This is a genomic window from Cellvibrio sp., from assembly GCF_053579595.1.
Genome location: NZ_JBRFPI010000074.1, coordinates 1 through 14,502, shown reverse-complemented (window position 1 = coordinate 14,502; position 14,502 = coordinate 1). Strand labels below are relative to the sequence as shown.

The 14,502-nt window shown below is 48.2% G+C and carries 13 protein-coding genes; all 13 read left to right on the top strand.

From position 1 onward, the window contains the following. Window positions 1–243 (top strand): 16S rRNA (cytosine(1402)-N(4))-methyltransferase (mraW, locus tag ACWA6V_RS06815; RefSeq protein WP_449521770.1); only part of this gene is annotated, 243 nt, incomplete at its 5' end. 80 nt (window positions 244–323) lie between these two features. Further along, window positions 324–680: a cell division protein FtsL gene (gene ftsL, locus ACWA6V_RS06810; protein ID WP_449521769.1), complete on the top strand. Its 357-nt coding sequence runs from the start codon at window positions 324–326 to the stop codon at window positions 678–680. Next, complete coding sequence (locus tag ACWA6V_RS06805) at window positions 677–2,500, top strand: peptidoglycan D,D-transpeptidase FtsI family protein (RefSeq protein WP_449521768.1); 1,824 nt, start codon at window positions 677–679, stop codon at window positions 2,498–2,500. Before ftsL ends, ACWA6V_RS06805 begins: the two co-directional genes overlap by 4 nt. Further along, window positions 2,500–4,077, top strand: a complete 1,578-nt coding sequence (locus tag ACWA6V_RS06800; protein ID WP_449521767.1) for a UDP-N-acetylmuramoyl-L-alanyl-D-glutamate--2,6-diaminopimelate ligase — start codon at window positions 2,500–2,502, stop codon at window positions 4,075–4,077. The genes ACWA6V_RS06805 and ACWA6V_RS06800 overlap by 1 nt, the downstream gene beginning before the upstream one ends. After that, window positions 4,074–5,465, top strand: a complete 1,392-nt coding sequence (locus tag ACWA6V_RS06795; RefSeq protein WP_449521766.1) for a UDP-N-acetylmuramoyl-tripeptide--D-alanyl-D-alanine ligase — start codon at window positions 4,074–4,076, stop codon at window positions 5,463–5,465. Before ACWA6V_RS06800 ends, ACWA6V_RS06795 begins: the two co-directional genes overlap by 4 nt. Continuing rightward, a complete protein-coding gene (gene mraY, locus ACWA6V_RS06790) occupies window positions 5,465–6,547 on the top strand; it encodes a phospho-N-acetylmuramoyl-pentapeptide-transferase (protein ID WP_310075331.1) in 1,083 nt (360 codons plus the stop codon). The genes ACWA6V_RS06795 and mraY overlap by 1 nt, the downstream gene beginning before the upstream one ends. 74 nt (window positions 6,548–6,621) lie before the next feature. After that, window positions 6,622–7,962, top strand: a complete 1,341-nt coding sequence (gene murD, locus ACWA6V_RS06785; protein WP_449521773.1) for a UDP-N-acetylmuramoyl-L-alanine--D-glutamate ligase — start codon at window positions 6,622–6,624, stop codon at window positions 7,960–7,962. Continuing rightward, window positions 7,959–9,158, top strand: coding sequence for a putative lipid II flippase FtsW (gene ftsW, locus ACWA6V_RS06780; RefSeq protein ID WP_449521765.1), 1,200 nt, complete (start codon window positions 7,959–7,961; stop codon window positions 9,156–9,158). Before murD ends, ftsW begins: the two co-directional genes overlap by 4 nt. Further along, window positions 9,155–10,261: an undecaprenyldiphospho-muramoylpentapeptide beta-N-acetylglucosaminyltransferase gene (murG, locus tag ACWA6V_RS06775; RefSeq protein ID WP_449521764.1), complete on the top strand. Its 1,107-nt coding sequence runs from the start codon at window positions 9,155–9,157 to the stop codon at window positions 10,259–10,261. The genes ftsW and murG overlap by 4 nt, the downstream gene beginning before the upstream one ends. 67 nt (window positions 10,262–10,328) lie before the next feature. After that, window positions 10,329–11,717, top strand: coding sequence for a UDP-N-acetylmuramate--L-alanine ligase (gene murC / locus ACWA6V_RS06770; protein ID WP_449521772.1), 1,389 nt, complete (start codon window positions 10,329–10,331; stop codon window positions 11,715–11,717). A gap of 14 nt (window positions 11,718–11,731) precedes the next feature. Continuing rightward, on the top strand, window positions 11,732–12,703 hold the full coding sequence (locus ACWA6V_RS06765) for a D-alanine--D-alanine ligase (RefSeq protein ID WP_449521771.1): 972 nt from the start codon (window positions 11,732–11,734) through the stop codon (window positions 12,701–12,703). 25 nt (window positions 12,704–12,728) lie between these two features. After that, window positions 12,729–13,718 (top strand): cell division protein FtsQ/DivIB, encoded by a 990-nt coding sequence (locus ACWA6V_RS06760; RefSeq protein ID WP_449521763.1) that lies wholly within the window; start codon window positions 12,729–12,731, stop codon window positions 13,716–13,718. A gap of 177 nt (window positions 13,719–13,895) precedes the next feature. Beyond that, on the top strand, window positions 13,896–14,502 hold a 607-nt coding region (gene ftsA / locus ACWA6V_RS06755; protein ID WP_449521762.1), incomplete at its 3' end, for a cell division protein FtsA.

Below are 14,502 nucleotides of genomic sequence, written 5' to 3'. Positions count from 1 at the left end.
GTACTTGCACCGGGTGGCCGTCTGGTGGTGATTAGCTTCCACTCGCTGGAGGATCGCGCGGTCAAGCGGTTTATCCGCCGTCAGGAGTTGGGTGATCCCGTACCCAAAGGTCTGCCGATTCGCGACGACCAATTAAATAAACGTATGCGCTCGCTCGGCAAGGCGATCAAAGCGAGCGATGAAGAGGTAAATGCCAACGTGCGCTCGCGCAGTGCCGTTATGCGTGTGGCGGAGAAATTGTAAATCCCGGTTTTGCGTCACCAGCGGTAACCCGATCTGCCCATACGAGATCACTCGATAAATTTATAAACTCCAGGGATTCCATGAACAGAAGTCACCCATCACAACAAAAGCCGCTATCACCAGGTGTCATCCTGGTTGTTGCGTTTTTGTGGGTGGCAACCCTGGCGTCGGCGATAGGTGTGGTCGCCACGACACAAGTAGTCCGCCGCGATGTAAACAGCCTTGAAACCCTGCGTCGTGAAGCCTCCCAGCTGCAAGTGCAGTGGGGGCAATATCTGCTGGAGCAAAGCACTTGGGCGGCCTATGGGCGCGTAGAGAATGCAGCGGTTTCTGAACTCAATATGATGGCCCCAACACCGGAAGAGATGGTGATGATTTCCGGTAACCATGTGATTGAAAGTCACAAGCAGGCAGAGCCTGCGGCAGGTGGACAATGAATCGCCCCTCCGCATTTGAGCCGCGCACAGCGCGCCCACCGGTAGCGCCTGCACATAAGCCGCTGAAAGTCGCGCGTTGGCGCTTCTATGGCGTCGGCATTTTGCTGGCACTATTGGTGATGGTGCTGATCGGCCATGTTGCCAGTCTGCAAGTTTTACCCAACGCCGATAAAGGCTACGAGTTCCTGCAAGACCAAGGTGAATCGCGCACCTTGCGCACGGAAGTTATCCCTGCGTATCGCGGTGTGATTACCGATCGCAATGGCGATCCGCTGGCGGTGAGCACGCCGGTATCCACGCTCTGGGCAAATCCCAAAGTGTTATTGCAAGCCCCGCATCGCTGGGGTGAATTGGCGCAAGCGCTAAAGCTCAATAAAGCCGAATTGGAAACACGCCTTGCGCGCTACGGTACAAAAGAATTTATGTACTTGCAGCGTCAAATGTCTCCCGAAGCCGCGCAAGCGGTTTTGGTATTAGATATCCCCGGTGTTTACGAACAGATTGAATATCACCGCTATTATCCCGCAGCAGAAGTTGCTGCGCATTTGGTCGGAATGACCGATGTGGATGATCGCGGTCAAGAAGGCATGGAGTTGGCATATGATGCCTGGCTCACGGGAGAGAACGGCGCAAAAGAGGTGGTAAAAGATTTGCGCGGTCGCACCGTAAAAGAATTGCGTTTGGTAAAAGCGGCGCGCCCCGGACAAAACCTTACTCTCAGTATTGATCTGCGTTTGCAATATCTCGCTCACCGAGAATTAAAAAAAGCGGTGGAGGATGCAGGTGCAGTTGCCGGTTCGATTGTGATTCTGGATGTGCTCACCGGTGAAGTGCTCGCCATTTCCAATCTGCCCACTTACAACCCCAACGATCGCAGCCGCGCACGCGGTGCTGGTTTGCGTAACCGCGCCATTACCGATTTGTATGAGCCTGGTTCGACGGTAAAACCCTGGGTAATTCTTGCGGCACTGGAGAGCGGCAAATTTAAACCGGAAGATATTATCGATACCAATCCTGGTTATTTTATGGTTGGTAGCAAGCCAATTAAAGATCATCGTAATTACGGCGCTATGGATTTGGCAATGGCTATCGCTAAATCATCCAACATTGCGATGACCAAAATTTCCTTCGCGTTAGATACCAATACTGTGCGCGATATGTATGAGCGATTGGGAGTTGGTCAGCCTATAGGCACTGGATTTCCTGGTGAGTCTGCCGGGAACCTACCGGTATTGAAGCCCGCGCAAAAAATTGAGCGAGCTAATTTTTCTTATGGTTATGCGCTCAACAGTACTGTATTACAAACCGTACAAGCCTACGGCGTGATAGCAACAGGTGGTGTAAAGCGTCCGGTCTCTTTGTTGCGCGTTGATACACCGCCGGAAGGTCAGCGTGTTGTCGAGCAAAAATACACGAATCAAGTAAAAGAAATGCTTAAGCGTGTCGTTTCCGCTGAGGGAACGGGAAGTAAAGCGCGTGCGATTTCCTATTCGGTGGCGGGAAAAACGGGTACAGCTTACAAAGCCGTAAATGGAAGATATTCCAGCTTACAAATCAGCTCGTTTATCGGTATGGCACCAGTGGATAATCCGCGTATTGTGGCCATGGTCGTTATCGATGAGCCAAAAGGCGGTGGCATTATGGGCAACGGCGGCATTGTTGCTGCGCCCGCATTTTCCAAAGTGGCCGAAGATGCGCTGCGCATGTTGCAAGTTCCGCCCGACAATATTCGTGGTGCAGATGATAAAGCTTTGATTGCAGAACCTGCGATTCAAATTGCCCCTAAAAATCCTGTTCACGATGAGAGGTCAGAAACCTGATGGCCACTCATTATCAAACCCATAGCGTTGCACTTGCCGATCTATTGCCTGATCTGGCATTGGATAAAGCGGCCAGTATTATGGTACGCAATTTATGCCTCGATACTCGCCAATTAAAAACAGGTGATGCATTTATCGCGTTGGCGGGAATTAAAGTTGATGGCCGTAATTTTATTGCCAAGGCGATTGAATTGGGTGCCTCCGCAATTTTAGTTGAGGCAGATAAAAACTGGCAGGGTATTGCCTGGTTGGGTGCAGTGCCGGTTATTGCAATTGAAAACTTGCCCTCACGGGTCAGTGAAATTGCTGGTCATTTTTTTGGTGAGCCGAGCAAAAAAATCCAATTAATTGGAATTACTGGCACTAACGGTAAAACCACGTGCAGTCTGCTAGCCGCACAGTTACTTGCACGGTTGCAAAAAAAATCAGCCGTTGTTGGGACTATCGGTTACGGTTTGCTGGACTCCTCGGTAATTGCACCACTTGCGCAACAAATCGGCTTACTCACATCAACAGGTCTAACAACGCCTGACCCAATCACGCTGCAGCGTATTTTGAGTGAACTGGTTAGTGGTGGTGCTGCTTCCATTGCGATTGAAGTGTCATCACACAGCTTGCAACAAAAGCGTGTTGCTGGCTTACATTTTACCAGTGCGATTTTTACCAATCTCACCCAGGATCATTTGGATTATCACGGTGATCTGCAAAGCTACGGCAATGCAAAATCTCAGCTACTACAAATGCCGCAGTTACAAACCGCGATCATTAATCTTGATGATGATTGGTCGAGTAGTTTGGTAAAAAAAGCACCTGCCAGCGTACGTATTATTAGTTACTCAATAGAAAAAATTGCGGACGTCTATGCGACGAATATCGAGTTGCATGCGCATGGTGTGCGTGCGCATTTGCATACCCCTTGGGGCGAGGCCGATATAGATTCGCCACTATTGGGGCAATTTAATCTCAGTAATTTGCTTGCGGTCATTGCTGCATTAGGTGCGCAAGGATTTACGTTGGAGCAACTGCTGCCGTTAATTGCACAGTTAGAACCAGCGCCCGGTCGCATGCAGTTGGTTGCCGTAGATCAAGCTGCACAAGAAATTCAGGTAATAGTCGATTACGCCCATACGCCGGACGCGCTCGAAAATACCTTGAGTGCAATTCATCAACACAAAGCGGGTCGCGTGTGGACGGTATTTGGATGTGGTGGTGATCGCGATAGAAGCAAGCGCCCACAAATGGGAAAAATCGCCGAGCGCTTGAGTGATTACGTAATCGTCACGAATGACAATCCACGGTCAGAGGAACCTTCCAGCATTGCGGCAGAAATTGTGCGCGGTATGAAGCGTCCGAGCGGTTGTCTAGTGATTGCCGATCGCGCCCAGGCAATTGATTTTGCCGTACAACAAGCCAAGGCGGGCGACATAGTGTTAATTGCGGGTAAAGGTCACGAGGATTACCAAATTTTCGCAACCCAAACCCTTCCTTTCAGCGATAGCAAACACGCGCGCTTGTCGTTGCAGCGTCGTATCGCCAAACATGAAACTGACAATCAGTCACCCGAGGCTCACTCATGATCAAGCCTCTTACTTTAAAGTGGGTTGAAGAATTTATTGCTACCAATAAACCCTTGCGTACAGTTACTGCACAGCTGAAACAGGGCGATGTGGAATTTACCCGTGTGAATACTGATTCGCGCACCCTGGCAGAAGGCGAATTATTTATTGCCCTGCGCGGTGAGCGTTTTGATGCGCATGATTTTATTAATGATGCTGTTGCGAAAAAACCTTGTGCCCTGGTGGTTGAGCGTTTTTTCCCCGATATCAAATTGCCGCAATTAGTTGTCAGCGATTCGCTGCTGGCACTCGGCCAGATTGCAGCACTCAATCGCAGTTTATTTCTGCGTCCGATTATTGCGATAACCGGTAGCAGCGGCAAAACCACCGTAAAAACGTTGCTCTCCGGCATTCTTGCCGAGTGCGGTTCAACGCACGCGACCAAAGGCAATTTTAACAATCATATTGGAGTACCTTTAACGCTGTTGCAGTTAGAGGCGCACCATGAATTTGCAGTGATTGAAATGGGCGCGAGTGGACCGTCGGAAATTGAATATCTCTGTTCCCTAGCGAAGCCACAAATTGCGATGGTGAACAATGTGATGGCCGCACATATCCAGGGTTTTGGTTCCTTGCAGGGAGTGGCGCGCGCGAAAGGTGAAATTTATGCAGCACTGCCAACTACCGGTACTGCAGTCGTCAATATTGATGATCGTTTCGCTCCGGATTGGTTGGCGACTTTAACCAATCGTCGCGTTATTCGCGTTTCCTTTCAAAATCGTGATGCAGATTGTTTTGCGCAGGATATTGAACCGAGCGCTAACAGTATTGAATTCTCCATTAATCTACATGGCGCATCCACACAAGTCAGCGTCAATGCACAGGGTGAGCACAATGTGCGCAATGCATTGATGGCGGCCGCTTGTGCGTCGGCAGTTGGTGCGAATTTACAACAAATCAAACAAGGTTTGGCGAGTTTTGCTCCCGTTGCCGGGCGTATGAGTCGCCACATCGGTTTCAATAATGCGCAGATTATTGATGATAGTTACAACGCTAATCCCGGTTCGGTGCGTGCAGCTATAGATGTGCTCGCACAAAAGTCACAAGGTATTTTGGTGTTGGGCGATTTGGGTGAGTTGGGGTCAGAAGCGCCGCAGTTACACACTGAATTAGGTGAGTATGCCCGTGCAAAAAAAATCGCCAACATATTTACAGTGGGCAAGCTCAGTGAAAATGCCTCGCTCGCATTTGGCAGAGGCGCGCTGCATTTTGCCGATCAACCGAGCTTGGTCGAACATCTGAAAAAAATTGCCAATAAGGATACCACTTTACTTATAAAAGGCTCGCGCAGCGCCGCTATGGATCTAGTTGTGCGCCAGCTCTGTGATTCAGCGGGGGACTCACACTAATGCTGTACTGGCTATCAGAATACTTACAAGAATATCTGCGCAGCTTTGCAGTGTTTCAATATTTAACTGTGCGCGCCATTTTAGGTGTGCTTACCGCATTAGGTATTTCGTTATTACTCGGCCCTTGGTTCATTCGTCGGCTAACAGAATTGCGTATTGGCCAATCGGTTCGCAACGACGGTCCGCAATCCCATTTGAGTAAATCCGGCACACCTACTATGGGCGGCGCATTAATTTTATCGGCCATTTTTATCAGCACCTTGTTGTGGGCTGATTTATCCAATCGTTATGTGTGGGTTGTGTTGATTGTCACTGCGATTTTTGGTGCGGTAGGTTGGGTGGATGATTATCGCAAAGTCGCAAAGCGCGATTCACGTGGACTGCCTGCTCGCTGGAAATATTTTTGGCAGTCCATCGCCGGTTTTGGCGCGGCGATATTTTTGTATTACACCGCACAGAGTCCGGCGGAAACTCAATTGTTTATTCCCTTCTTCAAAAATGTCGCGCTCGATTTAGGTTTGTTCTACATAGTGTTCACCTATTTTGTAATTGTAGGCACCAGCAACGCAGTGAATTTAACCGATGGTTTGGACGGCCTTGCGATTATGCCAAGTGTGATGGTGGCCGGTGCTTTGGCATTGATCGCCTACCTTTCGGGGCATTCACAATTTTCACAATATTTGAATATTGCCTACATCCCAGGTGCGGGTGAATTAGTGGTGTTTTGCTGTGCATTAGTGGGTGCCGGTCTGGGATTTTTATGGTTCAACACTTACCCCGCCCAAGTATTTATGGGTGATGTAGGCGCGCTGGCATTAGGTGCTGCATTGGGTTTGATTGCGGTAATCGTACGCCATGAAATTGTGTTGTTCATTATGGGCGGCATTTTTGTACTGGAAACCGTGTCAGTGATTTTGCAGGTGGCTTCATTCAAATTAACCGGTCGCCGTATTTTTCGCATGGCGCCGATTCATCATCACTTTGAATTAAAAGGCTGGCCGGAGCCGCGTGTGATTGTGCGCTTTTGGATTATCACCTTGGTGCTGGTGTTGATTGGCCTGGCGACATTAAAGCTGCGTTAGATAAAGCCTGATGAAGGCTGTGTAAATTATTAACTGTTAAACAAAAATGCGAGAGAGAAAAGACAGTGAGCCAAATGATTGCCACCAGTAAAGTAAAAGCGATTATCGGCACCGGTATAACCGGATTGTCGGTGGCGCGCTTTTTGGCGGCACAAGGGCAGGCGTTTGTGTTGATGGATACGCGCAGCAATCCGCCTAATCTTGAAAAAGTCCAACAAGAATTTCCCGGTGTCACGGTTATCTGCGGAGAATTAGATGCACATACCCTGTTGGCGTGCGATGAAATTATTGTCAGTCCCGGTGTGGCAATTGCAACTCCTGCACTTGAGCAAGCTAAGGCCACGGGCATTTCTGTTGTTGGTGATATCGAATTATTTGTGCGTGCTGCGAAAGCACCGATTGTCGCGATCACAGGTTCCAATGCCAAAAGTACAGTAACAACTTTAGTAGGTGAGATGGCGAAGACGGCAGGAATTAATGTTGCCGTGGGCGGCAACCTCGGCACTCCGGCACTGGAGTTGTTAAATGATGTAGTTGAACTTTATGTAATGGAGTTGTCCAGTTTTCAATTGGAGACCGTCACCAAACTCAATGCCAAAGTAGCCACTATTTTAAATATCAGCGCTGATCATCTGGATCGTTACGAAAACATGCGCGCTTACATTCTTGCGAAGTTGCGCGTGTATTTTGGTGCTGAGCATATCGTGGTGAATCGCAAAGACATTCTCACTCACCCACCTTTGGCTGCGGGTGTTAAGCCTGTTTATTTTGGTGGTAATGCCGACTTTGGTAGTTTTGGTTTGATTCAAGATAACGATGGTGAATTTCTCGCAAAAAATCTTACGCCATTAATGGCAACAAAAGAATTGAAAATTCGTGGTCGTCACAATGTAGATAACGCGCTTGCCGCCTTGGCATTGGGGGATGCAGCGGGCATTTCTATGGATGCCATGCTTGCTACCTTGAAATCGTTTAGTGGCTTGCGTCACCGCTGCGAATTTGTCGCAGAAAAAAATGCAGTCGAATTTTATAACGATTCCAAAGGCACCAACATAGGCGCCACACTTGCAGCTATCCAGGGCTTGGCGCGCGACCCACAACAATTAATCGTTATCTTGGGTGGAGAAGGTAAAGGGCAGGATTTTGCTGAGTTGATGCCTGCGTTGCGCTCAATTAATAGCAAAGTCGTTTTAATTGGTCGCGATGCACCGATTATTGCCGAGGCTATTGGTGATGCGGCGACAATTATTTATGCCGATTCAATGCAAGATGCGGTCAATAAAGCCTTCAGTGCTGCAAAATCTGGTGATGCAGTGTTGTTGTCTCCCCCTTGCGCCAGTTTCGATATGTTTAAAAACTATGAAGATCGTGGTGAAAAATTCTGCCTCGCCGTGCAGGAGTTAATTGCATCATGATTAACGCGACCACCCATTTCAATCAATTGCCCCTGAGCCAACGTATCGATTGGCCGTTGTTGTGCTTATGGTTAGCACTTATGTCAATTGGTTTGATTATGGTGGCTTCAGCATCTGTCTCTTTTGCGGCACTGACCTATAACGATGCCTGGTTTTTTGCCAAGCGTCATGCTGTCTACATGTTGCTCGGAATGGCGTTGGCGGTGTTTGTTGTATGCGTACCCATGAGTGTATGGCAACGCTACTCGGGTCACTTTTTATTGTTTACATTTTTCCTGCTGGTAATTGTATTGATTCCCGGTATTGGTAAAAAAGTCAATGGTAGTCAACGTTGGTTCAGCCTTGGTGTTATATCCATTCAGGTCTCAGAGATCGCCAAATTTTGTGCGGTAGTATTTTTTGCCAGTTTTTTTGCGCGTCGCTATCAAGAATTGCACTTTGGTTGGCAAGGTTTTTTGAAGCCGTTAATGGTTGTTGGTGTGTTTGTTGGCTTGCTGTTGTTAGAGCCTGATTTTGGTAGCTCGGTAGTATTGAGTGCAACCGTATTCGCCATGATGTTTATCGCCGGTGTACGTATGCTGCACTTCCTACTATTAATTGTTATCGGTGTCGGTGGTTTGGCAGCTGTTGCTGTGCTTTCTCCTTACCGTATGCAGCGCTTGATTACCTTTCTTGATCCTTGGGCGGATCAGTTTAATACCGGGTACCAACTTACCCAGTCGCTGATTGGTTTTGGGCGCGGCGAATGGTTCGGTTTGGGTTTGGGTAATAGCTTACAAAAATTGTTCTTTTTGCCGGAAGCGCATACGGATTTTATTTTTGCCATTATCGCGGAAGAGTTTGGTTTGATTGGTGCCATTGTGTTGTTGGGAATATTTGCGGCTTTAATTCTGCGTATTTTTAATATTGCCAAACACAATCTCGCCGCTGGAAAAATGTTTCCGACGCTAGCGACTTTCGGTATTGCTATTTTGTTTTCGTTCCAGGTCTTTATCAATATGGGAGTTTCCTCGGGACTACTCCCGACAAAAGGTCTGACCTTGCCTTTTATTAGTTACGGCGGCAGTAGCTTGTTAATTTGTTGCGTGTTAATGGCATTTGTAATGCGCGTCCAATGGGAGCTCGCTGGATATGTTCCTGCAGTGCCGGAAGTTGCAAAAACTCCACGGAGAAGTTTGGTGGAGGCGGCGACATGAACACACCTGCCGCAAAAAATCTCTCGGTGTTAATCATGGCCGGTGGTACCGGTGGACACGTGTTCCCCGCATTGGCCGTCGCCGAAGAATTACGTGCGCGTGGCGCGACGATTAATTGGTTGGGCACTGCGCGCGGAATAGAAAACCGTTTAGTCCCTGCCGCCAATGTCGCATTACATCTTATTAAAGTGGAAGGTGTGCGTGGACGCGGCTTGGTTGGATTGGTAAAGGCGCCATTCCTGATTATGTATGCATTGGTGCAAGCGCTGAATATTATTCGCCAGGTCAAACCCAATGTGGTGTTAGGTTTTGGCGGTTTTGCGTCTGGACCTGGTGGTTTAGCCGCAAGATTATCCGGTGTTCCTTTAGCGATTCACGAACAAAATGCGGTGGCGGGAACCACTAACCGTCTGCTGGCAAAAATAGCCAATAAAGTACTCGCTGCATTTCCCAATGCTTTTGGTGAGACTGGCAGTGAGCAGGTGGTCGGAAATCCAGTGCGCGAACAGATCCAAAATCTTTCCGCAGTGCAAGACCGTTACGTGGAACGAGCGCAACAAAAATTACCATTACAACTATTAATAGTTGGCGGCAGCTTGGGTGCAAAAGCGATCAATGAACTGGTACCGAAAGCGTTGGCTGAACTGCCGCTCGATGCACGTCCACAAGTCTGGCATCAAACTGGTAAAGGTCATGCGGAAGCGACGACGGCGTTGTATATGCAACATCAAGTCAATGCCAAAGTTACCGAATTTATTGATGACATGGCGGCCGCTTATGCGTGGGCTGATGTAGTGATTTGCCGTGCAGGTGCGTTAACTGTATCGGAATTAATGATGGCCGGTGTTGCCTCGATATTAATTCCATTGCCAAGTGCGATTGACGATCACCAAACATTTAATGCAAAAAATTTAACCGAAGCCGGTGCAGGTATCGCATTGGTGCAAAAAGATTTAACGGCAGCAAAATTAGCTGCCTTGTTGTTAACTGAATTAGCTGACCGCAATCACTTGATGTCGATGGCGGAAAAAGCACAGCACTTGGCTAAACCCTATGCTGTTGCACAAGTGGCTGATATTTGTGAGGAGCTAGCCCGTGGATAAATCTGCGCAACAATCCATAGGTAACAATGCCATAGGTGATACGGCCATAGGTCATTGTGTACCTGAGATGCGTCGTATTCGCCGTATCCATTTTATTGGAATTGGCGGTGCAGGTATGAGTGGCATCGCTGAAGTCTTGTTGAACCAGGGATATGAAATTTCCGGCTCTGATATTAAAGCGTCCGGCGTGACCGAGCGTTTGGTCAGTAAGGGCGCAACGGTATTTATTGGCCATTCAGCAGAGAATGTGCGCGGTGCGGATGTTGTGGTGAATTCCAGTGCTGTGAATGCAAGTAATCCGGAAATGTTGGGCGCGCGCGAGCTGCGTATACCAATCGTTCGCCGTGCGGAAATGCTGGGCGAGTTGATGCGCTATCGCCATGGTATTGCCGTTGCGGGTACTCATGGCAAAACCACCACTACCAGTTTGCTCGCATCAATTCTTGCGGCAGCAAAACAAGATCCGACCTTTATTATTGGAGGCTTGGTTAATAGTACTGGCACCAATGCGCAATTAGGTGCGAGCCGTTATTTGGTTGCTGAAGCCGATGAAAGTGACGCATCGTTTTTGCATTTACAGCCGATGGTGGCCATTGTTACCAATATCGATGCTGACCACATGGAAACCTATGGTGGTGATTTTTCCAAGCTGAAAAAAACCTTTATCGAATTTTTACACAACCTGCCGTTTTACGGATTGGCAGTACTCTGCGGCGAAGACCCCGTGATTCGCGACATTATTCCGGAAGTGTCGCGCCCGATTTTGACTTACGGTTTTGGCGAGCATTGCGATTTTCGCGCCATTAACATCAAGCAGGACAAAATGCATTCCGAGTTTGATGTGCTTCGCCCCGGTCACGACAAACCATTGCATATCCGCATCAATATTCCTGGCATTCACAATGTATTGAATGCAACAGCGGTAATTGCCGTTGCAACGGATGAAGGTATTAGTGACGAAGCGATTCAATCCGGTCTGGAAAATTTCCAGGGTGTTGGTCGTCGTTTTCAGGTCTACGGCAATTTTCCGGTGGGTGAGGGTGAGGCAATGCTGGTCGATGATTACGGTCATCACCCACGCGAAGTGGCTGCAGTTATTAAAGCGGTGCGCGATGGTTGGCCGGAGCGTCGCTTGGTCATGATTTATCAACCGCACAGATACACGCGTACGCGCGATCTGTATGAAGATTTTGTCGAGGTGCTGTCGACTGCAGATGCGCTGATCATGTTGGAAGTTTATAGCGCAGGTGAAGATGCGATTCCCGGAGCCGACAGTCGTCATCTTTGCCGTAGTATTCGCGCGCGCGGAGTGATTGAACCCATTTTTGTGGAAACCGTAGATGGTGTTCCGGCAATCGTGAAAGACATAGTGCGTGCAGGTGACATCGTCATCACTCAAGGCGCCGGTAACGTGGGTGTTCTCTCCCCTGAATTAGCAAAACGACAATTGTGTTAGAGGTTAATCAAGTGATGCATGCAGTAACTCTGCCGATCAGTGAATCATTGAAAAAACAATTGGGCCGCGTGGGTGTGCTCTTTGGTGGTTTATCGGCTGAACGTGAAATTTCCCTGCAAAGCGGTGCGGCGGTTATTGCTGCTTTAGTTGAAGCGGGCGTTGAGCATGTTGCCATTGATGTAGGCGATAACATTATTGCAGATATTAAGACTGCAAATATTGATCGCGCGTTTCTGATTTTGCATGGCCCTGGTGGTGAAGATGGCCGTATTCAGGCGCTGCTCGAATTTTTAAATATTCCTTACACCGGCAGTGATGTTGCTTCATCGGCGTTGGCGATGGATAAGTTGCGCACCAAGCAATTGTGGCGCGGCGTCGATATCAATGGGCAACAAGGTTTGCCCACACCAGAGTTTGCAGTACTGACCCAGGGTTCTGATTTTGCAAAAATACTGGCAAATCTGGGCGGTGAAGTGATGGTAAAACCAGCCAATGAGGGCTCAAGTATTGGCATGTCGCGTGTTAATAGCGCCGCTGAATTAGAAATTGCGTTCCAAAAAGCCGCGCAATACCAAGGCAGTGTATTGGTGGAACGGCTGATTGTGGGAGCGGAATACACGGTTGCGATTTTGGATGGTGAAGCCCTACCTCCGATCAAATTGGAAACTGACCACACGTTTTATGATTTCAATGCGAAATATATTGCCGAGGATACTCGCTACCTTTGCCCCTGTGGTTTGTCTGCCGAAAAAGAGCAGGAATTAAAAACACTCGCACTTAATGCTTTTACTGCGGTGGGTTGCCGTGGATGGGGGCGCGTCGATGTGATGGCGGATGCGCAGCAAAATTTTTATCTGTTGGAGGTTAATACCGCACCGGGTATGACCAGCCACAGTTTGGTTCCTATGGCAGCAAAGGCGATTGGGTTGTCATTTGCAGAGTTGGTAATCACCGTTTTGCGCGCAAGCCTCGCGGTGAAAGTGTAAATGCTCAGTGGCTATGTGAACAAATATGCGTGATATGAAAGGCGAGCGCATCGAGCCGCGGATCGGCACCGAGCGAGTTGATGCCGAGCAGGCAAAATCAGCGCGTCGCAATCGCGCAACTGAAACGTCGCGCGATAGTCGCAGTGAATCTGTAGCGACCAGCCGCATAGTGCGCGATGTGTTACTGGATAGTCCATCATCGCGTTATGTTCCACCTGATTTACCTGTCGCTCCGCAAGATGGAACGGTAAAGCGTGAGCGTGGATATACCAAGGCATCACCCCAGGGGCGCAGGGAGCGTGAAGCGAGACAAAAAACCGGACGCGCCGAAAAGAGGTTTTGGCAAGAATGGAGTTTTTCCTGGGTCAATCGCAAGTTAGGTGCAATTATATTTGTGATTGGGCTGTGTTTTGGGATTTATTGGGTCAGCGGTCCTGTTGCCAAAGTTTTTGAGCGACCAATTAAAAGTGTGGTTGTGGAAGGTGATTTCAATTTCATTACCAAACAGCGAGCCACTGAGTTAATTAGCAATGAGATTGATCGCGATTTTTTGCAGTTGGATTTGATGCAGCTTAAAACTGCATTGTTGGCAGATCCGTGGGTAGAAAAAGTGACATTGAATCGTCGCTGGCCGGATACCCTGGTTGTTAAAATTTCTGAACAAAAGCCAATTGCTAGGTGGGGAGATGGATTTTTAAATCAACGTGGAGAAATTGTCCTGGTTGATGAGGCAAGTAAACTTTCTGGATTGCCCTGGTTGCAAGGAAGTGAAGCTGATGCACCGGAAATTTTGCAGCAATATCAGGATTTATCCCAACTTTTGCGCTCACGCGGGTTGGAAGTTATCGCATTAAAGTGCGATAACAAAAAATCATGGCGATTAACGATAAAAAATCACGTAGAAATTGCACTTGGACGCGATCAAGTGATGGAAAAAATGCGTAGATTTGTTACTGTATACGACACGCATTTAAGTAATGTTTGGTTGGATGTAAAAGCGATAGATTTACGATAAACAAATGGAGTTGCAGTGCGTTGGGTAACTGACTCGGCAATGGCAAAAAAGTATATAAAAAGCCAAGCTCAAGTAAAGCTACCTACTCCAGCGGCTCCGGTCACCCCACAGATTAATTGAACAAGAAAGTCGCCAGTTGCTTTAAATTGGCTCACTACTGGCAAATGAGGTTTATGAATGGCAAACGCTAGCGACAACAAAATGATTGTAGGCCTGGATATAGGCACATCCAAGGTTGTCGCTATCGTTGGTGCGATCACCCCTGACGGCCAGTTGGAAATTGTGGGAATTGGCTCGCACCGTTCCAATGGTTTAAAAAAAGGTGTGGTGGTGAATATTGAATCGACGGTGTTGTCGATCCAGCGCGCAATTGAAGAAGCAGAATTAATGGCGGGTTGCCAAATTCATTCTGTCTATGCGGGTATCGCCTGTAGCCATATTCGCAGTTTGAACTCACACGGGATTGTGGCAATTCGCGATCGTGAAGTATTTGCCCAGGATCTGGAGCGGGTAATTGATGCGGCGCAAGCAGTGGCGATTCCGGCAGACCAAAAAATCCTGCACATTTTGCCGCAAGAGTTTTTGATTGATGACCAGGACGGCGTAAAAGAGCCATTGGGTATGTCAGGTGTGCGTCTGGAAGCCAAAGTGCATTTAGTGACTTGCGCTGTGAATGCGGCACAAAATATTGAAAAGTGTATTCGTCGTTGTGGTCTGGAAGTGGAAGACATCATTCTGGAACAGTTAGCTTCCAGCTATTCAGTGTTAACCGATGACGAAAAAG